The organism is Sinorhizobium fredii USDA 205 (assembly GCF_001461695.1).
Taxonomy (GTDB): Bacteria; Pseudomonadota; Alphaproteobacteria; order Rhizobiales; family Rhizobiaceae; genus Sinorhizobium; species Sinorhizobium fredii.
The window spans coordinates 1-25,892 of the sequence record NZ_AUTC01000138.1 but is presented as its reverse complement, the minus strand read 5'-3'; the positions used below and the strand labels follow the sequence as shown (position 1 = coordinate 25,892).

22 protein-coding genes are annotated in these 25,892 nt (G+C 64.8%); 8 read left to right on the top strand and 14 right to left on the bottom strand.

Annotation, left to right across the window (positions count from 1 at the left end):
* Genes hisF through hisB form a run of 5 tightly spaced genes read right to left on the bottom strand, consistent with a single transcriptional unit; the run spans position 1 to position 3,307 of the window.
* On the bottom strand, positions 1–777 hold the full coding sequence (gene hisF / locus N181_RS15905; protein WP_014330419.1) for an imidazole glycerol phosphate synthase subunit HisF: 777 nt from the start codon (positions 775–777) through the stop codon (positions 1–3).
* A gap of 4 nt (positions 778–781) precedes the next feature.
* The gene (gene hisA, locus N181_RS15900) at positions 782–1,519 is read right to left on the bottom strand and encodes a 1-(5-phosphoribosyl)-5-[(5-phosphoribosylamino)methylideneamino]imidazole-4-carboxamide isomerase (protein ID WP_014330420.1); all 738 of its coding nucleotides are present in this window, start codon (positions 1,517–1,519) and stop codon (positions 782–784) included.
* 28 nt (positions 1,520–1,547) lie between these two features.
* Positions 1,548–2,198, bottom strand: a complete 651-nt coding sequence (gene hisH / locus N181_RS15895) for an imidazole glycerol phosphate synthase subunit HisH (protein WP_014330421.1) — start codon at positions 2,196–2,198, stop codon at positions 1,548–1,550.
* A complete protein-coding gene (locus N181_RS15890; protein WP_014330422.1) occupies positions 2,198–2,674 on the bottom strand; it encodes a DUF2628 domain-containing protein in 477 nt (158 codons plus the stop codon). The genes hisH and N181_RS15890 overlap by 1 nt, the downstream gene beginning before the upstream one ends.
* A 24-nt stretch (positions 2,675–2,698) precedes the next feature.
* The gene (hisB, locus tag N181_RS15885) at positions 2,699–3,307 is read right to left on the bottom strand and encodes an imidazoleglycerol-phosphate dehydratase HisB (RefSeq protein WP_014330423.1); all 609 of its coding nucleotides are present in this window, start codon (positions 3,305–3,307) and stop codon (positions 2,699–2,701) included.
* Positions 3,308–3,601: 294 nt separating this feature from the next.
* On the opposite strand from hisB, the gene hslV reads away from it, so the two are divergent.
* The 7 genes from hslV to N181_RS15850 all read left to right on the top strand — a co-directional run bounded on the left by hslV (position 3,602) and on the right by N181_RS15850 (position 13,402).
* The gene (gene hslV, locus N181_RS15880) at positions 3,602–4,168 is read left to right on the top strand and encodes an ATP-dependent protease subunit HslV (RefSeq protein ID WP_050984097.1); all 567 of its coding nucleotides are present in this window, start codon (positions 3,602–3,604) and stop codon (positions 4,166–4,168) included.
* Positions 4,158–4,679, top strand: a complete 522-nt coding sequence (locus N181_RS15875; RefSeq protein ID WP_014330425.1) for a GNAT family N-acetyltransferase — start codon at positions 4,158–4,160, stop codon at positions 4,677–4,679. The genes hslV and N181_RS15875 overlap by 11 nt, the downstream gene beginning before the upstream one ends.
* A complete protein-coding gene (gene hslU / locus N181_RS15870) occupies positions 4,676–5,980 on the top strand; it encodes an ATP-dependent protease ATPase subunit HslU (protein WP_014330426.1) in 1,305 nt (434 codons plus the stop codon). Before N181_RS15875 ends, hslU begins: the two co-directional genes overlap by 4 nt.
* Before the next feature lie 191 nt (positions 5,981–6,171).
* On the top strand, positions 6,172–7,122 hold the full coding sequence (locus N181_RS15865) for a DUF1402 family protein (RefSeq protein ID WP_060563582.1): 951 nt from the start codon (positions 6,172–6,174) through the stop codon (positions 7,120–7,122).
* A gap of 114 nt (positions 7,123–7,236) precedes the next feature.
* Positions 7,237–8,637, top strand: coding sequence for a cytochrome P450 (locus tag N181_RS15860; RefSeq protein WP_037436855.1), 1,401 nt, complete (start codon positions 7,237–7,239; stop codon positions 8,635–8,637).
* 356 nt (positions 8,638–8,993) lie between these two features.
* Positions 8,994–11,003 (top strand): hydantoinase/oxoprolinase N-terminal domain-containing protein, encoded by a 2,010-nt coding sequence (locus N181_RS15855; protein ID WP_037398133.1) that lies wholly within the window; start codon positions 8,994–8,996, stop codon positions 11,001–11,003.
* Between the two features lie 224 nt (positions 11,004–11,227).
* Positions 11,228–13,402: a malate synthase G gene (locus tag N181_RS15850; RefSeq protein ID WP_037398130.1), complete on the top strand. Its 2,175-nt coding sequence runs from the start codon at positions 11,228–11,230 to the stop codon at positions 13,400–13,402.
* Positions 13,403–13,716: 314 nt separating this feature from the next.
* On the opposite strand, the gene N181_RS15845 is transcribed toward N181_RS15850, so the two are convergent.
* Together N181_RS15845 and N181_RS15840 are read right to left on the bottom strand one after the other, a co-directional pair.
* Positions 13,717–14,601, bottom strand: a complete 885-nt coding sequence (locus N181_RS15845) for a transposase (RefSeq protein WP_234885984.1) — start codon at positions 14,599–14,601, stop codon at positions 13,717–13,719.
* A 383-nt stretch (positions 14,602–14,984) separates the two neighbouring features.
* Positions 14,985–15,659 (bottom strand): L,D-transpeptidase, encoded by a 675-nt coding sequence (locus N181_RS15840; protein WP_037398127.1) that lies wholly within the window; start codon positions 15,657–15,659, stop codon positions 14,985–14,987.
* Positions 15,660–15,835: 176 nt separating this feature from the next.
* On the opposite strand from N181_RS15840, the gene N181_RS15835 reads away from it, so the two are divergent.
* Entirely contained in the window at positions 15,836–16,378 is a 543-nt protein-coding gene (locus N181_RS15835; RefSeq protein ID WP_050984096.1) for an MmcB family DNA repair protein, read from the top strand.
* On the opposite strand, the gene N181_RS15830 is transcribed toward N181_RS15835, so the two are convergent.
* The 7 genes from N181_RS15830 to lhpI all read right to left on the bottom strand — a co-directional run bounded on the left by N181_RS15830 (position 16,379) and on the right by lhpI (position 25,619).
* Positions 16,379–16,960, bottom strand: coding sequence for an ActR/PrrA/RegA family redox response regulator transcription factor (locus N181_RS15830; RefSeq protein WP_037398124.1), 582 nt, complete (start codon positions 16,958–16,960; stop codon positions 16,379–16,381).
* An 85-nt stretch (positions 16,961–17,045) separates the two neighbouring features.
* Positions 17,046–18,338, bottom strand: coding sequence for an ActS/PrrB/RegB family redox-sensitive histidine kinase (locus N181_RS15825; RefSeq protein WP_037398122.1), 1,293 nt, complete (start codon positions 18,336–18,338; stop codon positions 17,046–17,048).
* A 171-nt stretch (positions 18,339–18,509) separates the two neighbouring features.
* The gene (gene hrpB / locus N181_RS15820) at positions 18,510–20,972 is read right to left on the bottom strand and encodes an ATP-dependent helicase HrpB (protein ID WP_060563577.1); all 2,463 of its coding nucleotides are present in this window, start codon (positions 20,970–20,972) and stop codon (positions 18,510–18,512) included.
* Positions 20,969–21,634, bottom strand: a complete 666-nt coding sequence (locus tag N181_RS15815) for an ATP-binding cassette domain-containing protein (protein ID WP_037398101.1) — start codon at positions 21,632–21,634, stop codon at positions 20,969–20,971. The genes hrpB and N181_RS15815 overlap by 4 nt, the downstream gene beginning before the upstream one ends.
* Positions 21,635–23,332 carry an ABC transporter permease gene (locus N181_RS15810; protein WP_037398098.1) on the bottom strand — a complete coding sequence of 566 codons (1,698 nt, stop codon included), beginning with the start codon at positions 23,330–23,332 and terminating at the stop codon, positions 21,635–21,637. It abuts the gene before it with no gap.
* Positions 23,316–24,542 (bottom strand): ABC transporter substrate-binding protein, encoded by a 1,227-nt coding sequence (locus N181_RS15805; RefSeq protein WP_037398095.1) that lies wholly within the window; start codon positions 24,540–24,542, stop codon positions 23,316–23,318. The genes N181_RS15810 and N181_RS15805 overlap by 17 nt, the downstream gene beginning before the upstream one ends.
* A gap of 129 nt (positions 24,543–24,671) precedes the next feature.
* Positions 24,672–25,619 (bottom strand): bifunctional Delta(1)-pyrroline-2-carboxylate/Delta(1)-piperideine-2-carboxylate reductase, encoded by a 948-nt coding sequence (lhpI, locus tag N181_RS15800; protein ID WP_037434787.1) that lies wholly within the window; start codon positions 25,617–25,619, stop codon positions 24,672–24,674.
* Positions 25,620–25,892 lie beyond the last annotated feature (273 nt).

Sequence of the window (25,892 nt, the reverse complement as noted above, 5' to 3'; positions counted from 1 at the left end):
TCAATCGAGCCGCATGGCGATGCCGCGCTCGGCCATGTAGCGCTTCGCCTCGCCGATGCTGTAGGTGCCGAAGTGGAAGATGGAGGCTGCAAGCACCGCCGTCGCGTGGCCGTCGCGGATGCCTTCCACCATGTGGTCGAGCGTTCCGACGCCGCCGGAGGCGATGACCGGGGCGCGCACCGCATCGGCGATGGCGCGCGTCAGCGCGATGTCGTAGCCGCTCTTGGTGCCGTCGCGATCCATCGAGGTCAGAAGGATTTCGCCGGCGCCGAGGTCGACGACCTTCCTGGCGAACTCGATCGCGTCGATGCCAGTCGGCTGGCGTCCGCCATGGGTGAAGATCTCCCACCGGTCCGCCTCGCCTGTGGCCGAGACCTTCTTCGCGTCGATGGCGACGACGATGCACTGGTTGCCGAACTTGTCGGCGGCCTCGGCAACGAATTCCGGGTTCTTTACCGCCGCCGTGTTGATCGACACCTTGTCGGCGCCGGCCAACAGCAGCTTGCGTATATCCGACACCTGGCGCACACCGCCGCCGACGGTGAGCGGCATGAAGCATTGCTCCGCAGTGCGGGCGACGACGTCGAAGATCGTCTCGCGATTGTCCGACGAGGCGGTGATGTCGAGGAAGCAGAGCTCGTCGGCGCCGGCGGCGTCATAGGCCTTTGCCGCCTCGACCGGATCGCCGGCGTCGATCAGGTCGACGAAATTGACGCCCTTGACGACGCGGCCGTCCTTGACGTCGAGGCAGGGGATTACGCGGGCTTTGAGGGTCATCGATTCATCCCTTTCGCGCGGCGCGGATCAAGGCCAGCGCCTCTTTCGGATCGATCCGCCCGTCATAGAGCGCCCGGCCCGAGATCGCCCCTTCGAGCTTCGCAGCATCCGGCGCGGTCAAGTGGCGGATGTCGTCCATCGACGCAAGCCCGCCCGAGGCGATGACCGGAATGGAGACCGCATTGGCGAGTTCCAGGGTCGACTCCCAGTTGATGCCGGTCAGGATGCCATCGCGATCGATGTCGGTATAGATGATCGCCGAGACGCCGGCGCCCTCGAACTTCTTCGCAAGCTCGATGACGCCGAGCTCGGAGGCTTCCGCCCAGCCTTCGACCGCCACCTTGCCGCCCTTGGCGTCGATGCCGACCGCCACCCGGCCGGGGAACTTGCGGCAGGCCTCGATCACCAGCGTCGGATCGCGCACCGCGACGGTGCCGAGGATAACGCGCTTGAGACCGCGCGAAAGCCAGTTCTCGATATGCTCGAGCGTGCGGATGCCGCCGCCGAGCTGCACCGGGTTGCGGGTCGCCTTGAGGATGGCGTCGACCGCAGCGCCGTTCACCGTCTCACCGGCGAAGGCGCCGTTCAGGTCGACGACATGCAGCCACTCGAAGCCCTGTTCCTCGAAGGCGCGCGCCTGGGCGGCGGGATCGGGATTGTAGACGGTCGCCTGGTCCATGTCGCCGAGCTTGAGGCGGACGCACTGGCCGTCCTTGAGGTCGATTGCGGGAAAGAGAATCATGTGTTCGTCCGATCAGGTCGCGGGAGGCTCACGGCTTCCACCGCAGGAAATTCGAAAGGAGGGCTAGGCCGAGCGTCTGGCTCTTTTCGGGGTGGAACTGCGCGCCGGCCTTGTTGCCGCTTGCGACGAAGGCCGTCACCGGACCGCCATACTCCGTCTCGGCGATCACCTGCTCCGGCTTTGCGGCGGCGAGGTGATAGGAATGCACGAAATAGGCGTGCAGCCCGGACTCTCCGGTCGGAATGCCCTCGAAGAGCGCGTGCGGCCGGTTGAGCCTGAGCGTGTTCCAGCCGATCTGCGGGATCTTCAGCGACGGGTCGTCGGGCATCATTTCCACGACATCGCCCGGAATCCAGCCGAAGCCGTGCGTGGTGGTCTTTTCCAGCCCCCGCGACGACATCAGCTGCATGCCGACGCAGATGCCGAGAAAGGGACGCCCCTCTTTCTCGACGGCCTGCGCGAGCGCCTCTTCCATGCCGGCGACGGCGTCGAGGCCGCGGCGGCAGTCGGCATAGGCGCCGACGCCCGGCAGCACGATGCGGTCGGCCGAAGCCACCCGGTCCGGCTTGTCCGTCAGGTCGATTTCGGCATCGATGCCGGCTTCGAGCGCCGCCCGCTCGAAGGCTTTGGTGGCCGAGCGCAGATTGCCCGAGCCGTAGTCAATGATGGCGACCCGCATCAACGCTCTCCATAGGATTCAAAGAGGCCCAGTCCGGCGGCTTTTTCCGTCCGTCCAGTCTTGGACCATTCGATAGACTGCAACGGAGTTGCGCTTCGATGATGCGCCGTCGCTGTAGCGTTCGAGAAGTAGATCTCCTCCGCCGTCTCGATGTTGCGGGCCGGAAGGATCGTACGTAGCGTCCAGTCCTCGGCCGCGAGCTTCCGGGCGATGAAAAGCGGCCCTTCCAGCGAGACCACGAGGCTGAGCGCCAGTTGCAGGATCAGCGCGGCGGTAAATCCGCCGGGCAGCGTCGACACAAGGATTAACAAAATTTGCAGAACGGCAACGGAGATTCCAAGCAGCCAGGCCCGCTTGGCCATCAGCCAGAGCGCGGGGAAGAAGAAGGATACCCAAGAAAAACCGTCGGCGATGAACCGCGCCCTTTCGTCGTCGGCGGGTGCGCCGGGCGGAGTCATGATCAGATAGGAGGCCATGGTCTTCAGCCAGTCTTGGCCGGCTCAGGCAAGCGTGCCCTTCGTCGAGGGAACGCGTCCAGCCTGGCGCGGATCGATTTCGGTTGCCGTGCGCAGCACGCGGGCGACGGATTTGAAGCAGGTCTCGGCGATATGGTGGTTGTTGGCGCCGTAGATATTCTGCACATGCAGCGTGATGCCGGCGTGCTGGGCGAGCGCCTGGAAGAATTCGCGCACCAGCTCGGTATCGAAGGTGCCGATCTTCGGCGAGGTGAAGGTCACGTTCCAGACGAGGAAGGGCCGGCCGGAGACATCGACGGCGGCGCGCGTCATCGTCTCGTCCATGGCGAGGTCGAGCGAGGCGTAGCGGGTGATGCCGCGGCGATCGCCGAGCGCCTTGGCGATCGCCTGGCCGATGGCAATGCCGGTATCTTCGACGGTGTGATGGTCGTCGACATGCAGGTCGCCCTCCGTCTTGATCTCCATGTCGATCAGCGAATGGCGCGCCAGCTGGTCGAGCATATGATCGAAGAAGCCGACGCCGGTCGCAATCTTCGACGCGCCCGTACCGTCGATATTGACGGCGACGGACACGGCCGTTTCATTCGTTTTTCGCGAAACCTGGCCGGTGCGGCTCAGCGTCACGTCTGCCATCAGGCTCTCCTGTCTGCACGCGATAAACCGGGGGCGGGTGATGGCGACGGAACGCCTTTCGGCCCGCCTCACCCGGTTCCAGAGCCGCTCATATCAGGCGAGGCACGAAATATCCAGAACTGCGAAGGAGATTCGATCGGCCCGCGGCGACAGGCGCGATCCGCCGCAAGAAGGGGGATCGCGGTGATTTGAGCCACGCATTTGCAATCGCGTCGCGCTAACTTACATAGGCCTCAAGCAACCAGGCTTTTTCGGGCCGCAACGCCTCGGATTTCGGGGCCGACGGGTATTTTGATGAGCGAACACAATCCTTACGGACCTTACGGAACGATGCATGCCACCACCATCATCACGGTGCGCAAGGGCGGCAAGGTGGTGATGGCGGGCGACGGCCAGGTGAGCCTCGGCCAGACGGTGATGAAGGGCAATGCGCGCAAGGTCCGGCGCCTCTCCAAGGGCGACGTGATCGCCGGCTTCGCCGGCGCGACCGCGGACGCCTTTACGCTTCTGGAGCGACTCGAGGCGAAGCTCGAGCAATATCCCGACCAGCTGATGCGGGCTGCCGTCGAACTCGCCAAGGACTGGCGCACCAATAAATACCTGCGCAATCTCGAGGCGATGATGCTGGTCGCCGACAAGTCGGTGACGCTGGCGATCACCGGCAATGGCGACGTGCTCGAGCCGGAGCACGGGACGATCGCCATCGGCTCCGGCGGCAACTATGCATTTGCCGCGGCGCGCGCGCTGATGGACAGCGACAAGTCGGCCGAGGAGATCGCCCGGCGCGCCCTGCAGATCGCCGGAGACATCTGCGTCTATACCAACCACAATGTCGTCATGGAGACGCTGGATGCCGAATGACCGGGCAGATGTCAGCTTCGAGCCGGTGGCCGAGCGCCATCTGCCGATGCTGCTTGCCTGGCTTTCGGAGCCGCATGTCCGACAATGGTGGGGCGACCCGGATGTGGAACTCGGGCTGATCCGCGAGGGTTGCGCCACCGGCGAGGTCGACGGGTTCGTCTTTCACTTGGCGGGCGAACCGGCAGGCTACATCCAGTCCTGGATTCCCTCGCAATATGACGAGGAACCCTGGGCAAAGGATTTGTCATCCGACACGCCCGGCGTCGATATCTTCATCGGCCCACCTGAAATGACCGGCAAAGGCGTCGCGGCTCTCGCGCTCAGGGCCTTTGCCGGAAGGCTGTTCGAAAAGGGCGCCGCCCGCATCGTCATCGATCCGGATGCCGGCAACCGTCGGGCAGTCAGAGCCTATGCGAAGGCCGGCTTCGTGCCCTTCGCCGAATGGATAGACGAGTCCGGCCGGACCCTCCTCATGGAGCTGACGCGGACCGAGTTTGAGAGGAATTCATGACCAATTTTTCCCCCAGAGAGATCGTTTCCGAGCTCGACCGCTACATCATCGGCCAGAAAGACGCGAAACGCGCCGTGGCGATCGCGCTGCGCAACCGCTGGCGCCGCCAGCAGCTCAGCGACGAGCTGCGCGACGAGGTCATGCCGAAGAACATCCTGATGATCGGCCCGACCGGTGTCGGCAAGACGGAGATTTCCCGCCGTCTCGCCAAGCTGGCCGGTGCGCCCTTCGTCAAGGTTGAGGCCACGAAGTTCACAGAGGTCGGCTATGTTGGCCGCGATGTCGAACAGATCGTCCGCGACCTCGTCGAGGTCGGCATCACGCTGGTGCGCGAGAAGAAGCGCGCCGACGTCAAGGCGAAGGCCCATCAGAACGCCGAAGAGCGCGTACTCGAAGCGCTGGTCGGCACGACGGCATCGCCGGCAACGCGCGATTCCTTCCGCAAGAAGCTCAGGGCCAATGAGCTCGACGACAAGGAAATCGAGATCGACATCGCCGAAACTGGTGCGCCCGGCGGCTTCGAAATCCCGGGCATGCCGGGCGCCAATATCGGCGTCCTGAACCTGTCGGAAATGTTCGGCAAGGCGCTGGGCGGCAGGACCCGGAAGGTCAAGACGACGGTCAAGGATTCCTACGAGCTCTTGGTCAACGATGAATCCGACAAGCTGCTCGACAACGAGCAGATCCAGCGCGAGGCGGTGGCGGCAGCGGAAAACGACGGCATCGTCTTCCTCGACGAGATCGACAAGATCGCCGCCCGCGACGGGGGCATCGGTGCCGGCGTTTCGCGCGAGGGCGTCCAGCGCGACCTCCTGCCGCTGGTCGAGGGCACGACGGTCGCGACGAAATACGGGCCGGTGAAGACGGATCACATCCTCTTCATCGCCTCCGGCGCTTTCCATGTGTCGAAGCCGTCGGACCTGCTGCCCGAGCTGCAGGGCCGCCTGCCGATCCGGGTCGAGTTGCGTGCCCTCACCAAGGAAGACTTCCGCCGCATCCTGACGGAGACGGAGGCAAGCCTCATCCGCCAGTACAAGGCCCTTCTTGAAACGGAAGGCGTGGCGCTCGACTTCACCGAGGACGCGATCGACGCGCTCGCGGAGGTCGGCGTGCAGCTCAACGCCAATGTCGAGAACATCGGCGCCCGCCGCCTGCAGACGGTGATGGAACGCGTCCTCGACGACATCTCCTTCAACGCGCCCGATCGCGGCGGCGACACGCTGATGATCGACGCGGACTATGTCCGCAAGCATGTCGGTGACCTTGCCGCCAATACCGACCTGTCGCGCTACATTCTGTGACGTTGGCGCTGCAGTCGCCCGCCAAATAGCGTCGATCACCGCATTGTGGGGCGCCTGTCACTCGACAGGCGCCCATATTTTTTCTAGAGCGAACGGTGACCGGTCGAAAACGGGGCATTATTCCGACATGATTCTGCCCTAGGTGGCCGCGCCCGGACGAATCGGGGCCTAGCTTCACAGGAAAATTGAACGTGCGCCTTACCGCCTGCCTGCTTCTTATCGCCACGCTTTGCTTCTCCGCGGCGCAACCGGTCCTGGCCGAGATTCGCGTGGTTCCGAAAGGCAACCGGCACGCCGAGCAGCCGCGCGTTCCCGGTGCTTCCCTTCGCCGCACCAAGGCCGGCCGGACCTCCTTCGACGCGAAGTACGAGAAGGTGCGCGAGCTGCTGGCCAACGACCGCAAACTGGTGGCAAAGATCAAGTCGACCGCCGCCGCTTACGGCATCGCCCCGATCCATATGATCGGTGCCATCGTCGGCGAGCATACCTACAATGTCGACGCCTATGACCGCCTGCAGGCTTACTACGTCAAGGCGGCCGCCTATGCCGGTAACAGCTTCCACTTCGGTTATGACGGCGAGTCCGTCGACGAATTCGTCAAGCGTCAACAATTTGCCGACTGTGCCGGCGAGAAGACGTCCTATGCGCTGTGGAGCTGCCGCGAACGGGTCTGGGAGCGCGAGTTCCGCGGCCGGACGGTTGGCGGGCAAACCTTCCCGAACAACCGCTTCAGCGCCGTCTTCTTCCAGCCCTTCTTTGCCGGCCAGACTTTTGGCCTCGGCCAGATCAACCCGCTGACCGCCTTGATGCTGACGGACATGGTCTCGCGCGTCTCCGGCTATGATCGTCTCGACGAGAACAATGCCGGCGCCGTCTACGAGGCGATCATGGATCCGGACGTGTCGCTTGCCTATATGGCCGCCTCGATCCGCCATTCGATCGATGCCTACCGGTCGATCGCCGGCGTGGACATCTCCCATAATCCCGGCCTGACGGCGACGCTCTACAACGTCGGCAACCCGGATGAGCGCGCCGCGGCACTTGCGGCGAAGAACGCTGGCGGCGAAGTCCAATGGCCGGAAGAAAACTATTATGGCTGGCTGGTCAATGACAAGGTCGCCGAACTCGAGGCCCTGCTTTAGGCGGTGGCAGAGCGTCGGACCACGTCCGTATCTCTCGATCGTGCTTCACGTGAATCATCTTCTTGATTGCACCGTAAAAAACTGAAACGGTAGGCGATCAGGAAAGGCATCGACATGGACACGCGACCGGAGCCGTTCGAGCCGCCCGCGCCCATCCCGCGTACCCACATTCCTTCGCGGCTTGAGATCATCCGCACGGTGCTGCGCAATCCGCTCGAGCTTTGGGGCGAACCCTCCTATACGCTCCCCTGGATCGAGACGAAGTTCATCAATCAACGCACCTTGATCGTCAACGATCCGGGTCTTATCCGCTACATTCTCGTCGAGAATGCATCCAATTACGAAATGTCGAACGTCCGGCGGCTGATCCTCCGCCCGATCCTGCGCGACGGCCTTTTAACGGCGGAAGGCGATGTGTGGAAAAGATCGCGCAAGGCGATGGCGCCGGTCTTCACGCCCCGCCATGCCAAAGGCTTCGCTGGCCAGATGCTGCGCGTCTCGGAGCATTTCAGGGAGCGCTACGCGCGCGCCGCCTCCGAACCTTTCGTCAGCAATGTCGCCGTCGACATGACGGAACTCACCTTCGAGATTTTGGCCGAGACGCTCTTTTCCGGCGAGATCGCCGTCGAGAAGCAGGGCTTCGCCGCCAATGTCGAGGAACTGCTGCACCGGATGGGCCGCGTTGATCCGATGGATCTTCTCGTGGCGCCGCCGTGGGTGCCGCGCCTCACCCGGATCGGTGGCAGGAAGGTGCTTGACCGCTTTCGTGGCGTCGTCGCCGCAACCATGGCTGAGCGCCGGCGCCGCATCGCGGAGGAGCCGGAAAAAGCTCCGAACGATTTCCTGACGCTGCTTCTGCAACTCGAGAGACCCGAGGGGCTTTCGACCTCCGAGATCGAGGACAACATCCTGACCTTCATCGGTGCCGGCCATGAGACGACGGCCCGGGCGCTCGCCTGGACGCTCTACTGCATCGCCAATACGCCGGCCTATCGCGAAAAGATGGAGCAGGAGATCGATTCGGCGCTCACGAGCGGCGCCGAACCGGTCGAGTGGCTCGAGCGGATGCCGCATGTGCTCGCTGCCTTCGAGGAAGCGCTGAGGCTCTATCCTCCGGCGCCTTCGATCAACCGCGCCGCGATCGAGGAGGATGAATGGACATCGCCGGAAGGCGAGCGCGTGCCGATCCGCAAGGGCATTTCGGTGCTGATCATGCCCTGGACGCTGCATCGTCACGCGCTCTACTGGCAGAAGCCGCGCGCCTTCATGCCCGAGCGTTTCCTTCCCGAAAACCGCGACAAGATCAATCGCTTCCAGTATCTCCCCTTCGGAGCCGGCCCGCGCGTCTGCATCGGTGCGACCTTTGCCCTGCAGGAGGCGGTGATCGCCCTTGCTGTCCTGATGCGCCGCTTCCGTTTCGACCTGACCGAGGCGACGCATCCCTGGCCGGTGCAGAGGCTGACGACCCAGCCGAGGGGCGGGCTGCCGATGAAGGTGTCGGCGCGGGCAACTTAGGACCTATACTTCGGTTCCGGCGACACCCCCCTCTGCCCTGCCGGGCATCTCCACCACAAGGGGGGAGATCGGCCAGACGCAAAGTCCCGCCCGACGGCAAGGTCACGGGTGCTGAAATTGCTGAATACTGTAGTCGACGCTCAGCACGTTTGGTCGCACGAGGCATTGCCGCTTGCCGATCTCCCCCCTTGTGGGGGAGATGCCCGGCAGGGCAGAGGGGGGTATCCGCATGTTCCGCTGAAGCTGTCGGACCTGATCCGTCCTCAAAGGTCGTTTTCACGCAATGGTCTTTCCCTAAGATATGTCCTATCAACGGGCAATTCCTCCTCGTTTTCTCCCTATGGACTGAGCAGAAATTGACCTCGCATCTTCTTCTCGGCATCGATACCGGCGGCACCTATACGGACGCCGTCCTTTTCAGCGAAGCAGCGGGTGTCGTCGCCAAGGCGAAGGCGCTGACGACGCGGCACGATCTCTCCGAAGGCATTTCCGGAGCGGTGGAAGCCGTCCTGGAAAAGGCCAACGTTCCGGTCTCGGCCATCAGCCTCGTCTCGCTCTCGACGACGCTCGCCACCAATGCGCTCGTCGAAGGCCAGGGCGGCCGCGCCGGGCTGGTGATGATCGGCTTTGGACCGGAGGATCTGAAGCGCGACGGCCTGCAGGAGGCGCTGGGGTCGGATCCGGTGATCTTTCTGCCGGGCGGCCACAACGTCCATGGCGGCGAGACGCCGCTCGACATGAGCGCACTAGACGCGGCGCTGCCGACGCTTGCCGCGGAGGTGTCGTCCTTCGCCATCGCCGGTTACTTTGCCGTCCGCAACCCGGATCATGAGAAGCGGGTGCGCGACCGCATCCGCGAAATCTCGCACCTGCCGGTTACCTGCAGCCATGAGCTCTCTTCCAAGCTCGGCGGTCCGCGGCGCGCGCTGACGACGCTCCTCAATGCCCGGCTGGTCTCGATGATCGACCGGCTGGTCGGCTCCTGCGAAGATTTCCTGAAGGCCCGCGGCATCGACGTGCCGATGATGGTGGTGCGCGGCGATGGCGCGCTGATCTCCGCTGCCGAGGCACGGCTGCGGCCGATCGAGACGATCCTCTCCGGGCCGGCCGCGAGCCTCGTCGGCGCGCGGTATCTGACCGGGCTCGAAAATGCCGTCGTCTCCGATATCGGCGGGACGACGACGGATGTCGCCGTGCTCGATGCCGGCCGTCCGAGGCTCGATGCAGACGGGGCCGTCGTCGGCGGCTTCCGCACCATGGTCGAGGCGGTTGCCATGCGCACCTATGGTCTCGGCGGCGACTCGGAGGTGAAGATCAACGACCGCGGCCTCAAGGCGAAGATCGATCTCGGTCCGCGCCGCTTCCTGCCCTTGAGCCTTGCGGCGGCGCTGCATGGCGATGCGGTGCTGGCGGTGCTCGACAGGCAGTTGCGTGCCACCCACGCCGGCCGCCATGACGGCCGACTTGCGGTCCGCACCGGCCTGCCCGACCATCTGGCGAGCGGCCTGCAGCCGCAGGAGCAGGCCCTTTACGACAGGATCGGCACGGTGCCGCTGGCGCTCGCCGACCTCATCGTCAGCACGCCGCAGAAGGCGACGCTCGACCGGCTCGTCGCCCGCGGGCTGGTGCATATCTGCGCCCTGACGCCCTCCGACGCGATGCACGTGCTCGGCAAGCAGTCGCAATGGAATGCCGAGGCGGCGCTGCTCGGACTGAAGATCGCCGCCCGGAGCAAGGACGGTTCGGGCCAGCCGATCGCCGGCTCCCCCGAAATGCTGGCGCGGCTGATCGTCGACCGGCTGACGCGGCAATCCTCGGAAGTGATTCTCCAGGCCTGCTTGCATGAGGACGGTGCCGGCGCCATCGACCCGGCCGTCTCGCTTGCCATCGATCGGGCGCTGAAGCGCGAGCCCGGCATCGTCCGCTTTTCGCTCGGTCTCGACCGGCCGCTCGTCGGTCTTGGGGCCTCGGCGCCGGTCTATTACCCGGCGATCGCCGGGATGCTGGCGACGGAAGCGGCCATCCCGGCTGAGGCCGATGTGGCGAATGCCGTCGGCGCCGTCGTCGGCCAGGTGCGCGCCACCGTCACCGTCTTCGTGACGACACCCGAGGAGGGTATCTTCATCGTCAACGGCGCCGGCGCGAGCGAACGCTTCATCGATCAGGACGAGGCGTTTGGCGTCGCCCGCCGCCGCGCCGCGACGATGGCGCTGGAGACGGCGCGCGCCAATGGCGCGGAGGAACCCGCCGCGACGGCCTGGGAGGAGATCGATGCCCCGGAGGTCGAGGGCGGCCGCAGGCTGGTCGAGGCGCGCTTCGTCGCTTCGGCGAGTGGCAGGCCGCGCATCGCGCATAGAGCGGGATGAGGAAAAGTGTGCGCGGGTTTTCCGCCCGCATCCCGCGCCTCAACTCATCTATCTTTTCCAATTTGGAAACAATTCTTCGCATCCTTGCGGAATTGACAAGGAACGAGTTGATGGGAGACTGTCCGCGCGCGTGAGCGGGATGGGTGAAAGCGGAAAACGCTTTCCCGCATGCATCCCGCTCCTATTTATTGGAATCGGGCAAAGAGCATTTCAGGAGCTGCCGAATGGACCGCGTTGAGAAACATGATCTGAAGATCGATGCGGGCCTTCACCGCTTCCTGGTCGATGAGGCGATGCCGGGTACCGGCGTCGACCCGGACCGTTTTTTTGCGGCCCTCTCGCACCTCGTTCACGAACTCGCGCCGAAGAACCGCGCCCTTCTCGCCAGGCGCGACGAGCTCCAGGCTAAGCTCGATGCCTGGTATCGCGAGCATGGCGCCCCGGTCGACCTCGACGCCTACCAGGCTTTCCTGAAGGAAATCGACTATCTCCTGCCGGAAGGACCGGATTTTTCCGTGTCGACCGCCAATGTCGATGCCGAGATCGCCACCATTGCCGGCCCACAGCTGGTCGTGCCGGTGATGAATGCCCGCTATTCGCTGAACGCCGCCAATGCGCGCTGGGGTTCGCTCTATGATGCGCTCTACGGCACCGACGCAATTCCCGATGCGGATGGGGCGACGCGCGGCAGAAGCTACAATCCGGCGCGCGGTGCCAAGGTCATCGCCTGGGCGAGGGACTTTCTCGACGCCAGCGTTCCGCTCGCCGAGGGCCGTTGGAGCGAGGTCGGTGGGCTGGCGATCGCTGGCGGTGCTCTCTCACTGATCTTGACGAGCGGTGCCAGGACGGCACTTCGCAATCCGGCTCAGTTCGTCGGCTATTCCGGCTCGGCCGAGGCGCCTTCGGAAATCGTCCTCAGCCAGAACAACCTTCACGTCGTGATCGTCCTCGATGCAACGACGCCGATCGGTGAGGCCGATGCCGCCGGCATTTCCGACATCATCCTCGAATCGGCGATCACCACGATCATGGACTGCGAGGATTCCGTTGCTGCGGTCGATGCCGAGGACAAGATCGTCGTCTATCGCAACTGGCTGGGGCTGATGAAGGGCGACCTCGAGGAAGAGGTCGCCAAGGGCGGCAGGACGTTCACGCGAAAGCTGAACGCCGACCGCGCCTTCACCGGGCCTGATGGCGAAACGCTGAGCTTGCCCGGCCGCTCGCTGATGCTGGTGCGCAATGTCGGCCACCTGATGACCAACCCGGCGATCCTCGACCGCGACGGGCGCGAGATCCCCGAAGGCCTGTTGGACGCCATGGTGACGGCGCTGATTGCGCTGCACGACATCGGCCCGAGCGGCCGGCGGGCAAATTCGCGCAGCGGCTCGATGTATGTGGTCAAGCCGAAGATGCATGGTCCCGAGGAAGTGGCCTTCGCCTGCGAGATCTTCGCGCGGGTCGAGGCGGCGCTCGGGCTGCCGGCCAATACGATCAAGATGGGCATCATGGACGAGGAACGGCGCACCACCGTCAACCTCAAGGAATGCATCCGCGCCGCCCGTGAGCGGGTCGTCTTCATCAATACGGGCTTCCTCGACCGCACCGGCGACGAGATCCACACCTCGATGGAAGCCGGCCCGATGATCCGCAAGGGCGACATGAAGCAGGCGGCCTGGATCGGCGCCTACGAAAACTGGAACGTCGATATCGGCCTCGAATGCGGACTTTCCGGCCACGCCCAGATCGGCAAGGGCATGTGGGCCATGCCGGACCTGATGGCCGCGATGCTGGAGCAGAAGATCGCCCACCCGAAGGCCGGTGCCAACACCGCTTGGGTTCCCTCGCCGACGGCGGCGACGCTGCATGCGACGCACTACCACCGGGTCAACGTCTCCGAGATACAGGCGGGTCTCAAAAGCCGGCCGCGCGCCAAGCTCGCCGATATTCTCTCGGTGCCCGTCGCGGCCCGGCCGAACTGGACGGAAGAAGAAATCCAGCGCGAACTCGACAACAACGCCCAGGGGATCCTCGGCTATGTCGTGCGCTGGGTCGACCAGGGCGTCGGCTGCTCCAAGGTGCCCGACATCAACAATGTCGGGCTGATGGAAGACCGCGCGACGCTGCGCATCTCTGCGCAGCACATGGCCAACTGGCTGCACCACGGCATAGTCAGCGAGGCGCAGATCGTCGAGACGATGAAGCGGATGGCGGACGTCGTCGACCAACAGAATGCCGATGACCCGAGCTACGCGCCGATGGCCGGCCGTTTTGACGAATCGATCGCCTTCCAGGCGGCGCTCGATCTGGTCCTCAAGGGGCGCGAACAGCCAAACGGCTATACCGAACCGGTGCTGCATCGCCGCCGTTTGGAGTTGAAGGCGAACCAACGGGCGTCGTGAGAATACTGTCTCCGTCCTCGCATGGCTCCTCATCCGCCTGCCGGCACGTTCTCCCCGCTTGCGGGGCGAAGGGCTGTGCCGCGCCGCCCAAGTCCCCTTCCCCGCCTGCGGGGAGAGGGTTAGTCCTCGGGTCAAGCCCCATGGGCGCTAACTTAGTTTCCGATGTGCGGTGGCGCGCCGCCTTCGCGGTGGCTCGCGCAGTCGATGGAGCAGCAGGGCGCGGGAAATCGCCCGGGTTGGCCCGTGCAGGACGGCGATAGCGATATTGGTGATCGCCAGGACGACGAGACGCCAGATCGGCAAAGTGGCTTGCTTCAGGCGGCCAGGGGGAGAGAGTCCGGCGCCTCGGGATCGAGGGCCGGCAGGTCGTCCTCAGCCAGGAGCGCGGCCAGCAAGGCGGTGTTGATCCACAGGCGGGCCAGATCGGGATCCTTGGCGCGCAGGTCTTCCAATCCCACCAGCGACTTCATGCGTTTGAAGGCCAGCTCGATCTGCCAACGCAGGCGATAGGTTGAGGCGAGCCGCTCGGGGGGCCAGTCGTCCGGTGCCAGCGACGTCAACAGCACCAGATAGCCGGCCATCTCGATGCCGGCCTGGCTGGGCGCGTAGCTTGCCTTGGCGGCCAAACGGCGCGCCGCGCGCCTGGCTTTCTCGGCCGCCTCGGGCGGCAGCGGAAAGATCACCACCCGCGCTGCCACTGCGAGCTTGGATTTGCCGTCCTGAACCTGCACCGAGCGATCGAGAACACGCTTTTGGTCCGCTTCGCGGCAGAGCGCCAGGCGGTCCAGCACTTGACCTTCGCTGTCCAGCAGGCGCGGATAGTTCGAAGGGGCGCGAACCAGGAAATCGGCCCCGGCCGCGACCGCCCGGGCCAGATCGGTCGCCCTGGCGTAGGCGCGGTCGGCGATGCGAAGCTCTCCGGGCTTGGCGCCGCGCGACAGCCGCTCGGCTTCATGGCGATCGGTGACCTCCACCGAACAGAGCTGCAGCCGCGAAAGGTCGAACACCGTGTGCACCATAAAGTAGTCCCGCTTCGGCCCGGGCGGCGCGACCACGGTGGCGTCGACCGCCATCATCCGCAGGCCGCCGGGCAACCCGGCAACGGCCTCCGGGCAGCGCTCGGCGAGCAGCAGCGAAACCAAGGAGCCCACCCAATCGGCACTGGCCTTCAGACGCTTGAGCATCGCCACGTCGGACATCGACGCAAGCCCCCGCTGCTCGGCCCAGGCGGCCAAGGTGCGAAGCGAAAACCGGCCAGCACATAGGCGAAACACAATCGTAACAGGTCGACAGCGCCGGCCACCTGCCGTTTACGCAGCAACGCGCCGGCCTCCCGCGCGCTCGCCTCCAACTCTGCCGCCGAGCCCAGTCGTCCGACCAGCTCGCCCCAATCCAACGCTTGCAAAGAATCGCTCATCAGCACGGTGAATCATGCACCGCCATCTCCGTCAAGCCTAAGTTAGCGCCTATGGGGTTAAACCCGAGGAGAGGGGCAGCCGAAGGCGCACCGTGAACGGCAAACGAAAGGGCCGCCGGCTTTCGAGCGGCGGCCCCTTCGTTTAGGCTCGAGCGTCGCTCAACTTTACTGCTGCACGACGACCCGCGCATTCCGACCCGGGCGAACCCGCGAATAAAGATCGATGATATCCTGGTTCATCAGGCGGATGCAGCCGGAGGACGCTGCGGTGCCGATCGAGGACCATTCCGGCGTGCCGTGCAGGCGGAAGAGCGTGTCCCTGCCTTCCTCGTTGAAGAGGTAGAGTGCCCGTGCGCCGAGCGGATTGCTGATGCCGGGGCCCATGCCCTCTTCGACATATTTGGCGACTTCCGGCTTGCGCTCGGCCATTTCCTTCGGCGGGTGCCAGGTCGGCCACTCCTGCTTCCAGGCGACATAGGCCTCGCCTTCCCAGGCGAACCCTGCCTTGCCGACGCCGATGCCGTAGCGCACTGCCTTGCCGCCCGGCAGAACGTAATAGAGGAAGCGATTCGGCGTGTTGACGACGATGGTGCCCGGCCGCTCCTTAGTGTCGTAATCGACGATCTGGCGGTGGAAGCGCTGGTCCAGGCGGTTGATCGGAACGGCCGGCAACGGATAGCCGTGGTCCTCGACGGCGCCATAATTGCCTGTAAAGATCTGATTCGTCGCGACTTTCTGGCCCTCGGGAGCGGAGCCTGCGGTGGACGTCGTTTGCGAGCAGCCGGCGATGAAGACAGTCGCCGCCAGACTGCACAAAATGAGAGCGTTGCGGAAGCGCATGGGGGTCTCGTAAAAGGGAATCAGGAAAATCGGGGGAAGGTGCCCGGCCGTCAGCTTATTTGCGATTGCAGTGCGCTGCGCAAGAGATCGCCGTGCCGCAATTTGGCCGAAATGTGCAAATTCCGTGACGATGGTTTTTTTGCAACAAGGGGATGTGACCGGGACGGGAGTGGGCGATGACGATCCTATCGATCCATGGCGACAATCCGCTCGCCGACGGGCGCCAGTCCGAGCGGGCGTTGAAGGTGCGCCGCGGCGTGCAGCGATTGTTCATGGAATTGCGTCATGCGGTGCTGCCGGAACTGACGCTTGCCAGCGGCCGGCGTGCCGACCTGATCTCGATATCCCCGAAGGGCGAGATCTGGATCGTCGAGATCAAGACGTCGATCGAGGACTTCCGCGTCGACCGCAAGTGGCCGGACTACCGGCTTCATTGCGACCGTCTGTTTTTCGCCACCCATGCGCAGGTACCGCTCGACATCTTCCCGGAGGAATGCGGGCTCATGCTCTCGGATGGCTATGAAGCGCACATGCTGCGCGAGGCGCCGGAGCATCGGCTGGCGCCGGCGACGCGAAAGTCGGTCACGCAGGCCTTTGCCCGTACGGCGGCGCAGCGCCTGATGCTCGCCGAATGGGCGGCGGAGCACAACGGTGAACTCGGCGAATCGATCCGCGATATCGTCGGCGGGAGCCGCGATGCGGCGGCCGAGCCGGATTGATTACTTCGGTGCGCGCTTCGCCAGGATGCGCTGCAGCGTGCGGCGGTGCATGTTGAGCCGCCGCGCCGTCTCCGAGACGTTGCGTTCGCACATTTCGTAGACGCGCTGGATGTGTTCCCAGCGCACGCGATCGGCCGACATCGGGTTTTCCGGCAGTTCGACGCGCTCGCCCTGGCGGCGCACGAGGGCGGCGAAGATCTCGTCGGCATCGGCCGGCTTGGCGAGATAGTCGAGCGCCCCCAGCTTCACCGCATTCACCGCCGTGGCGATGTTGCCATAGCCGGTCAGCACGATCATCCGCGTGTCGCCGCGCCGGCCGCGGATGGCCTCGATGACGTCGAGCCCGCTGCCGTCGCCGAGCCTCAGATCGATGACCGCGTGCTTGGGCGGGTTCGTCTTGGCCTTGGCGATGCCCTCGGCCACGGATTCGGCGATTTCGACCGTGAAGCCGCGGGCCTCCATGGCGCGCGCCAGGCGACGTAGAAAGGGGCCGTCGTCATCGACGATCAAAAGCGTTTTATCCGGTCCGATCAGTTCGGCATCAGCAGGGGTGGCGTGGGCACCCGTCGATTTTTCGGTCATTCTTTCAAATCCGGAGCCCACATTTGGGCAGTTGCGCTGAAATTATGTGGGTTTTCCTATTAAGTCTTCAATAAACTGCCAAAAATCATTTCGCCAGTTTCGTATCCATCAGGGCGCGCGGCCATTCGACGCTGACCCGGGCACCGGGACCATTTTCAAAGCGGAGCCGGGCGCCGGATCGCTCCAGCAGCGTTTTGGCGATGAAAAGTCCGAGCCCCAGCCCGCCGGCGCTGTCTTCCTTTTGCCGCCGCGTAACGTATGGTTCGCCGATTCTCGCGAGGATATCCGGCGAAAAGCCGTCGCCATCGTCCTCGATCGTCACCTTGACGCGTTCCGTGGTGTGTTCGACGGTCACCGTCACGGCCTCCCGCGCATAGTCGACGGCATTTTCGAGGAGATTTCCGAGGCCGTAGAGGATACCCGCATTGCGATTGCCGACGGGCTCGCTACCGCGGTCGCCTTTCTCGACGAGCTTGATCTGGATGCCGAATTCGCGATGTGGCGCCATCACCTCCTCGATCAGCGAGGAAAGCGGCAGGAGCCGCATATGCTCCTCGCTCTCGGAGGATAGCGTCGTCAGTCGCTTCAGGATGTCGCGGCAACGCTCGCTCTGGCTGCGCAGCAGATGGACGTCCTCGCCGAAGCGAGGGTCGTCGCCAAGCTCCCGCTCCATTTCCTTGGCAACGACGGTGATCGTGGCAAGCGGCGTGCCGAGTTCGTGGGCCGCCGCCGCCGCGAGCCCGTCGAGCTGCGACAGGTGCTTTTCGCGCTGGAGCACCAGTTCGGTCGCCGTCAGGGCCTCGGAGAGCTCGCTCGCCTCGAGCGACACACGATAGGTGTAGAAGGCGGCAAAGGCCGTCATCGAGACGATCGCGAACCAGACGCCGGCCGTCAGCACGCGCGGCATCAACAGGACGGTGCCGGGATACCAGGGCAGCGGAAAGGGCGAGAACGCCAGCGCCGTGACGCCGATCACCGCGAACACGGCGAGCACGATGCTGTGCGGCTTCGGCTGCGAGGCGGACGAGATGATGACCGGCACGCAAAGCAGCGGCGCAAACGGATTGGTGAGCCCGCCGGTGATGAAGAGGAGTGCGGTCAGTTGCGCGAGATCGAGACCGAGCAGGGCGAAGGCGGCCGGCGCAGTCAGGCGATGCGTCGGCGGGAAGCGAATGGTGAGAAAGAAATTGAGCAGTGCCAGGCTGGCAATCAGCAGCGAGCAGGAGACGAGCGGCAGGGGGAACTGCAGCCACAGCGCGGTGACGATGACCGCCACGGACTGGCCGCCGACCGCCAGCCAGCGCAGCCGCACCAGTGTCTGCAGCCTCAGGCTGCGATTGCTGTTGAGTTCGTTGTGGTCGAGTGTCATCGTCGCCATGCTGCCAATCTGTTCCCCTATGCGCCCGCCTCAAAAGTCTACTGCATGTTTCCTTAAATCGTAGCCGATTTAAGGACAAAAACATGCAGCAATTCAAAGTGCTACATCGTCCTTTGTGCGTCTGAAAAGACGCACGGCGCTGTAGCGCGTTCCGCGAATGATAAACCAGCTTTATGTGCCGCGCGGCTTGGCCCGCGTCGTCGGCATGGCGTTGGCCGGATCGTCCGGCCAGGGATGCTTGGGATAGCGGCCGCGCATGTCGGCTCTGACATCCTTCCAGGAGCCCGCCCAGAAGCCCGGCAGGTCGCGCGTCGTCTGGATTGGCCGCTGGCCGGGCGAGATCAGTTCGAGCAGCAGCGGCAGCCGTCCGTCGCCGACCGTCGGATGTGTCTTGAGCCCGAAGAGTTCCTGGACGCGAATGGAAAGCAGCGGTTCGTTGCCGTCGTAGTGGATCGGGTGACGCTGCCCGGTCGGCGCTTCGAAATGCGTCGGGGCGAGCTTGGCGAGATCGCGCTGCAGATCGTCCGGCACGAGCGACAGCAGGCCCTCGGTGAGATCGCGGCCCTTGATCCCGTCAATGCCGCCGGCATCGCCCTGAAAAGGAACGAACCATTCCTCGAGGCGGGCGAGGAGCGCCGCATCCGACATGTCCGGCCAGGGCTCGCCGATCGACCGGTGCAGAAAGCCGATGCGGTCGCGCAATTGATCCACGTCCTTCGGAAAAGGCACCGCAGCGAGCCCCAACTGGCGAATGCCGTCGGCGAGCGCCCGCGCGGCCGCCTCGCCGCGCGGCCGGGGCAGCGGCGCCTCTTCGAAGACGATCGCTCCAAGCCGCGTCACCCGGCGGGCTCTCACCTGGCGGCTCGCCCGGTCGAAGAAGCTTTGCTCTTCCGTGACGATCGCCTCAGGCATGTGCGCTTCGACCTCCGCCCTGGTGATCTCCGCCGCCGCCAGCACCCGCTGTGCCCCGGCTCGTCCCGTCAGGTCGGCGATCACCAGCATCCCTGCCGCCGCCAGTCGCTCGGTTTCCGGCACTTCCGCACCACGTCCGTTGGCCATGACGAAGCGGCCGCGGCCACCGCGCTGCAGCGCGATTCGATCGGGAAAGGCGTGCATCAGCAGCACCCCCGGCAGAGCACGCTCGCCCTTGGCCTGTGACGCAGTGAGGTCCGCCGCCATCCGCCTGGCAAGCCCGCGAGCCGCCTCCGCCCGGTCGCTGCGCTCGCTCCGGAAGCGGCGCAGCCGATCCTCGATGTCGAGGCTGCTGCCGCCGAGACCCTGCTCGGTGAGCATCACCGCGATCAGGCAGGCCTCCGCTGCCTGGCCCTCTTCTGCCGCCGACACGGCCATTGCCGCCAGCCTGACAGGCAGCGCCAGGTCGCGGATGATGCGCCCTCTCGGGGTCAACGCGCCATGTGCGTCGAGCGCCCCCAATTCGACGAGCAGGTCGCGCGCCTCGCGCAGCGTCGTTTCCGGCGGCAGGTCGATGAAGCTGAGTGACGATGGGTCGGCGACCCCCCAATGGGCAAGGTCGAGCAAAAGGCCGGAAAGGTCGCTGGCAAGGATCTGCGGCGGCGTGAAGGCGGTAAGCGCCGCCGTCTGGCCGGCGTGCCACAGCCGGATGGCGACGCCCGGCTCGGTTCGCCCGGCGCGGCCGGCGCGCTGGTCGGCCGAAGCCCGCGACACGCGCACGGTCTCGAGCCGGGTGATGCCGGTCGAGGCTTCGAACACCGGCAGCCGCTGCAGCCCGCTGTCGACGATGATGCGCACTCCGTCGATGGTGATCGACGTTTCGGCGATCGAGGTCGCCAGCACGATCTTGCGCGTGCCTTTCGGCGCCGGCCGGATCGCCGCGTCCTGATCCTTCTGGCTGAGATTGCCATAGAGCGGCACGATCATCGTGTTCTGGTCGAAACGCCCGGCGAGGCGCTCAGTCGTCCGGGTAATCTCGGCCTGGCCGGGCAGGAAGGCGAGGATCGAGCCCGCGTCGGACCGATGCGCCTCGATGATCGTCCGAACCACCGCATCCTCGACTCTTTCATCGCTGTTTCTGCTCTCGTATCGGACATCGACCGGATAGCTCCGCCCCTCGCTCTGAAGGACCGGCGCATCGCCGAGCAGGCCTGCGACGCGCTCGACGTCGAGCGTCGCCGACATGACGATGATCTTCAAATCGTCGCGCAGCGCCGATTGGACGTCCAGCGCCAGCGCCAGGCCGAAATCGGCGTCGAGCGATCGCTCGTGGAACTCGTCGAAAAGCACTGCCGACACGCCGGCGAGCTCCGGATCGTCGAGGATCATCCGGGTAAAAACGCCTTCGGTCACCACCTCGATCCGCGTCTTCGCCGAGACACGGTTGTCGAGCCGCATCCGGTATCCGACCGTCTCGCCGACCTTTTCCCCGAGCAATTCGGCCATCCGTCCGGCCGCAGCGCGCGCCGCCAGCCGGCGCGGCTCCAAGAGGATGATCTTGCCGCCGTTCAACCACGGCTGGTCGAGGAGGAACAGCGGCACCAGCGTCGTCTTGCCGGCCCCGGGCGGCGCGGACAGCACGACCGACGGAGAAGTTTCAAGCGCTTCGGCAAGTGCGGGCAGGATTTCGCGGACGGGCAGGGGCGGAAGCTCGACCGTCATGGCTTCTCCTCCTCGCCAATCCGGAGCACCCTGCCGCCCGCGGCCTCGGCATCGGCGCTGTCGTGGGTGACAAGGATGGCGGGCAGGCCCGCTGCCTTGGCTCTGGAAAAGACCAGTTCGCGAACTTGTTGCCTGAGGGTCGCGTCGAGTTTCGAAAAGGGCTCGTCCAGCAACAGGAAATGGGGTGCCGAGACGAGAACCCGCTGCAGCGCCACCCGCGCCTTCTGGCCGCCGGAGAGCGTTTCCGGGTCGCGGTCGAAAAAACCGCCGAGCCCGACCTCGTCGAGCGCCCGCTCGGCAAGGGCGTGTCGTGCCTTACGTCCTTTGATCGACGGCGGTATGGCAAAGACGATATTGCCGCCAATGGAAAGGTGGGGAAAGAGCAGCGGATCCTGGAACAGGATGCCGGCGTGGCGCCGGTTGGCCGGAATGTCCGTCACGTCTTCCTCGCCGATCAGCAGCCGCCCGCCGGCGTCGAAGGCCGGATCGAGGAATCCACCCGCGAAGGCGAGCAAGGCGGACTTTCCGGAGCCGGATGGACCCATGATCGTCAGCACCTCGCCCGGCATCACCTTTGCCGAAACGGCAAGCAGGGTCCGTTCCGCCAGCCGGATCGTCACGTCCGCCAGCGTCAGGGGTCTTGTCTCGGCGATGTCCAGCATTCACGTCCTCATTGCCCGGCGGTTGCGGAATAGCAACTGGGGGGCAAGTGAGGCAACGAGAAATGCGAGGAACGGCAGAGACGCCTGGACGAGCGCATAGACGCCGATCACCCGACGATCGCCGCCCGACGAAAGCGCCACCGCCTCGGTCGCGATCGTCGTCAGCCGCCCCGCCCCGATCAGCAACGTCGGAAGATAGAGGCCGACAGAGACCGAGAAGCCGACGGCAAAGGCGATGAGGCATGCCCGGAAAAGGAGCGGCAGGCGGACGGTCAGCAGGGTTTGCAACGCGGACTTGCCGAACCCGGCGGCGATCCTTTCGAAGCGCGGATCGAGCTCGCGCCAAGGTGCTGCGAGCGACAACAGCACATAAGGCAGGACGAACAGGAAATGCACCGCCAGCACGCTCCCAAATGCCGGCTTGAGACCCGCCGCGACGATCAGGATCTGCAGGCCGAAAACGAAACTGATCTCCGGCAGCAGCAAGGGCAGATAGAGCAGTCGATGGCCGGTTCCGTTTTCGCGGCGGCGGCCATTTCGATGAAGCAGCAGAACGGCAGAGAGCAGGGCGAGCGACGCCGATGTGAGTGCGAGTGTGATCGTCGTGCGCAGCGCTGGCCAGAGTTGCGGCAGCGTGCGCAGCCAGATTTGCGACGTGAGCTTTGTCGGCCAGGCATCTGGAAACGGCCAGAGTCCCGCGACCGACCAGACGCCGAGAGTTGCAATGCCGAGGAAGATGACAGCGGCGCAGGCCGCCATTGCGACAGCCGAGACGAACCGAGGCACGCCGTCGTTTCGCAGGCGTCGCCCTGAATGGGTCAGCCGGGCGAGGACAAAGCGCCCAATCCGTTCGATCACGAGCCAGGCCGTGACCGCCGCAAGGACGATGGCAAGCTGCAACAATGCGGCTGCCGAGGCGAGAAAACGTGCGCCGAGGTCATGATCATCCGCCCATTGCGCAATCCGCACCGGCAGCGTTGCCGGCAGTTGCGGCCCAAGGATGATGGCGACATCGACGACGGAGACCGAGTAGACGAGGACCGCGAAAACGGCCAGTCGGATCTGGCGGTAGAGGGCCGGCCAGACACTGATCAGAAAGCCGCTCAGGCGCCCATAGCCAAGCGCCGCGGTCAATTGCCTCGCTTGGCGAAGCGGGAGCTGCGGCAATGCGGCGAGCGCGATCAGGAAGAGGAAGGGAACTTCCTTGGTGATGAGCCCCGCGACCATCGAGACGGCGAGCGGGTCGTTCGGAAGGAGCCATTGCGGCGGCCGCATGAAGCCCGTCAGTTCCGGCGAAACCAGCCGAACGAGAAAGCCCGATGGTGCGACGAGGAACGCCAGCGCGAAGGCGGCGGCCGCATGCGGAACTGCCAGCAACGGGGACACCAGATGCTGGATACGCGAAAAGGCCGGCATCCCGGCAAAACCCGCCAGGAAGGTGCCGACGATCGCAACGGCAGCGCAGGTCGTGGCAAGGCCTGCCGCGAGGCCGGTGAGGCTGGAGCGCAGGATGTGCGGCTGGCCGGCAAGCTCGGCAAAATGGCCGAGCGTGACGCGCAGGCCGCCGAGCGCCGGCAAATATCCGAAAGCAGGCAGGATGACCCCCGCTATGCCGGCAAGAATCGGCAGTCCCAGGATGAGGGCAAGCAGCGTGTTCGTGGTAAGACCGCGCGATCCTGTCCTAATTGGCCGCGCCATATCGCCGGATCCATTCCGCCTCGATCTTGGTCATCCAGTCCGGATGCGGTTCGTCGAGCGCCGGTCCGAGCTCGTCGGGCTTTAGTGTCGCTATGCCGAGATCCAGATTTTCGAAGGCGGATCGATCCTCGGCCGAAAGCTTTGCCAGCGAAAGAACGGTTGGGTCGCCCCAGATCTTCGAATCCTGCTTGCGCAGCTGCGCTTCGGGCGAAAGCAGGAAATCGGCAAGGAGCAATGCGCCGGCCTTGGCTGTGGCGTTATAGGGGATGGCCAGAAAATGCGTATTGCCGAGCGTGCCGCCGGAAAAGACGAAGGAGCGCACCGTCTCCGGCAGCTCGCCATTGGCGATTGCGGAGGAGGCTTCCGCCGGGTTGAAGGCGAAGATGATGTCGAGCTCGCCGTCCGCGAGCTTCTGCTTCATGTCGGGATAGTTTTGCGGATAGGCCTTGCCCTGCCGCCACAAGAGCGGCGTCAGCTTGTCCAGATAGGCGAACAGGGGCGCGGCATCCGCCGAGAAGGTCGCCTCGTCGACCGGCCTTTGCAGCCTGCTCCTGTCGTCGATCAGCTCGATCAGCACTTGTTTCAGGAAGGACGTACCGGTGAAATCCGGCGGCTGCGGATAGGAGAAGCGGCCCGGATTGGCCTCGGCCCATTTCAGGAGGCTTGCGGCCGAATCGGGCAGATCGGCATTCCGCGTTCGCGCTGAATCATGGAAGAACACGAGCTTGGCGCCGCCCCACGGGCTTTCCAGTCCTTCGGTCGGAATGGTGAAATCCTTAAGTACCGTTGGCTTGGTCTCGTGATCGACATAGCGCCAGTTTGGCAGCTTCGTCGCCCAGTCGGGGCTGAAGAGAAGCCCGGCGTGCTTCATCGCCGCAAAATTCTCGCCGTTGATCCAGATCAGATCGACGGCCCCGCCGTCGTTCTTCCCTGCCGCCTTTTCCGCGACGACCGTCGCCACCGCTTTCGCCGTATCGTCGAGCTTTACGTGCACAACGTCGACCCCATAGCGGGACTTCATTTCTCCGCCCGCCCAGCGAATATAGGCGTTGATGTTCTCGGAGCCGCCCCAGGCGTTGAAATAGACCGTCTGGCCATTGCCTTCGGCGACGACGGCACCCCAATTGCCGGCGTCGGTGGCGGACGCTTGGCCCGCAAGACCAAGCGTCAGCATCGCCGCCAGGATGAGTTTTCCTGCCCGTCCGGTCATGTGGCGTTGCTCCTCCCGCCTTGTTGTCGGCCGAGGGTACGGCAAGGGCCTGTGGCGTCAATGCAGGCCGAACCGGGCCAACGTCACGTTTCGGTGAAGCACCCCGCGCGGCAAAACGAGTGCGCGCGTCTAAGCCTTGGACCGGTGCGCCTCGAAGGCGAGCACGGCGCCGGCGAGATCCTCGAGGGCGGCGCCGACCGATTTGAACAGCGTGATTTCGTCGGGCGCCGTGCGGCCGGCATGCGCGCCGCGGGCAAGCTCGAAGAGATCGGCACGGATTGCCGCTTCCGTGATGACGCCGGCCTTGAGCGGCTGGACGATGTCGCCGCCTTCCTTAAGTGCCCCGTCGCGTGTGTCGACGAAGATGCTGGCGCGGGCGACGGCACGATCGTCCGTTTCGCGCATCGTCGGCTTGAAGGCGCCGATCAGATCGAGATGGGCGCCGGGCTTCAGCCAGTCGCCGCGGATCAGCGGCTCGGAAGAGAGCGTCGCGCAGGAGATGATATCCGCCTCGCAGGCAGCCGCCTCGAGGTCCGTCGCGACCGAAACCGCGATGCCCTTGAGGTCGAGCTCCTTCGCGGTCGCCTCTGCCTTCCTCTGATCCCGTCCCCAGATTGCCACCTCGCGGATGGGACGGACCGAGGCGTGCGCCTCGATGACATTGGCCGAAAGCCGTCCGGTTCCGACCATTAGCAGTCGACTCGCATCTTCGCGCGCCAGATAACGCGCCGCGAGCGCCGAGGCAGCGGCGGTCCGCCGGGCCGTCAGTTCGCCGCCGTCGAGGATCGCCAGCAACTCGCCGGTCGCGCCTGAAGAAAGCAGGTAGCTGCCGTGGATCGCCGGCAGCCCGCGAGTCTGGTTGCCGGGGAAAACCGAAACCATCTTGACGCCGATATAGGCGCCCGGCTGCCAGGCCGGCATGAGGAGCAGCGTCGCATCCGCCTCGCCGGGGACCTCGACATCGTGATGATGGCGCACCGGCATGACGCACCCTTTTGCGAACATCTCGCCAAGCGCTTGGACGAGCCCGTCCCAGGGTAGAGCCACGCGTGTCTGAGCCGTATCCAGTACCAGCATCCCCGAATTCTCCTCTCTAAGATACGCCGACACTAGCAGCCTTTGGCGACCGCGGAAAAGCGGCTTCGACGGCGAGGATATCGCGCTCCGACGCGAGAATGCGCAAGACGGAACGATTTTACCAACCGGTCAACATTTTCGACGCTGATTTTAGGGGCGGTTCCCAATGCTCTTCCTGCCCGTTTAAAATACGTATGTGGAATCAGTTACTTGTCGTTTTTTGAAGTTTTTTCCAAGAACCCTGTTGACGTGTTGGAGGGTGCGGGTCTATAA

Bases quoted from the DNA above. Each gene is read 5' to 3' on its own strand.
- hisF (WP_014330419.1), bottom strand. From the start codon at position 777: ATGACCCTCAAAGCCCGCGTAATCCCCTGCCTCGACGTCAAGGACGGC.
- N181_RS15830 (WP_037398124.1), bottom strand. From the start codon at position 16,960: ATGACCGAAAAATCGACGGGTGCCCACGCCACCCCTGCTGATGCCGAA.
- hisA (WP_014330420.1), bottom strand. From the start codon at position 1,519: ATGATTCTCTTTCCCGCAATCGACCTCAAGGACGGCCAGTGCGTCCGC.
- hrpB (WP_060563577.1), bottom strand. From the start codon at position 20,972: ATGACGGTCGAGCTTCCGCCCCTGCCCGTCCGCGAAATCCTGCCCGCA.
- N181_RS15890 (WP_014330422.1), bottom strand. From the start codon at position 2,674: ATGGCCTCCTATCTGATCATGACTCCGCCCGGCGCACCCGCCGACGAC.
- N181_RS15835 (WP_050984096.1), top strand. From the start codon at position 15,836: ATGACGATCCTATCGATCCATGGCGACAATCCGCTCGCCGACGGGCGC.
- N181_RS15815 (WP_037398101.1), bottom strand. From the start codon at position 21,634: ATGCTGGACATCGCCGAGACAAGACCCCTGACGCTGGCGGACGTGACG.
- lhpI (WP_037434787.1), bottom strand. From the start codon at position 25,619: ATGCTGGTACTGGATACGGCTCAGACACGCGTGGCTCTACCCTGGGAC.
- N181_RS15825 (WP_037398122.1), bottom strand. From the start codon at position 18,338: ATGGCGACGATGACACTCGACCACAACGAACTCAACAGCAATCGCAGC.
- hisB (WP_014330423.1), bottom strand. From the start codon at position 3,307: ATGGCAGACGTGACGCTGAGCCGCACCGGCCAGGTTTCGCGAAAAACG.
- N181_RS15850 (WP_037398130.1), top strand. From the start codon at position 11,228: ATGGACCGCGTTGAGAAACATGATCTGAAGATCGATGCGGGCCTTCAC.
- hslU (WP_014330426.1), top strand. From the start codon at position 4,676: ATGACCAATTTTTCCCCCAGAGAGATCGTTTCCGAGCTCGACCGCTAC.
- N181_RS15860 (WP_037436855.1), top strand. From the start codon at position 7,237: ATGGACACGCGACCGGAGCCGTTCGAGCCGCCCGCGCCCATCCCGCGT.
- N181_RS15810 (WP_037398098.1), bottom strand. From the start codon at position 23,332: ATGGCGCGGCCAATTAGGACAGGATCGCGCGGTCTTACCACGAACACG.
- N181_RS15875 (WP_014330425.1), top strand. From the start codon at position 4,158: ATGCCGAATGACCGGGCAGATGTCAGCTTCGAGCCGGTGGCCGAGCGC.
- hisH (WP_014330421.1), bottom strand. From the start codon at position 2,198: ATGCGGGTCGCCATCATTGACTACGGCTCGGGCAATCTGCGCTCGGCC.
- hslV (WP_050984097.1), top strand. From the start codon at position 3,602: ATGAGCGAACACAATCCTTACGGACCTTACGGAACGATGCATGCCACC.
- N181_RS15805 (WP_037398095.1), bottom strand. From the start codon at position 24,542: ATGACCGGACGGGCAGGAAAACTCATCCTGGCGGCGATGCTGACGCTT.
- N181_RS15845 (WP_234885984.1), bottom strand. From the start codon at position 14,601: ATGTCCGACGTGGCGATGCTCAAGCGTCTGAAGGCCAGTGCCGATTGG.
- N181_RS15840 (WP_037398127.1), bottom strand. From the start codon at position 15,659: ATGCGCTTCCGCAACGCTCTCATTTTGTGCAGTCTGGCGGCGACTGTC.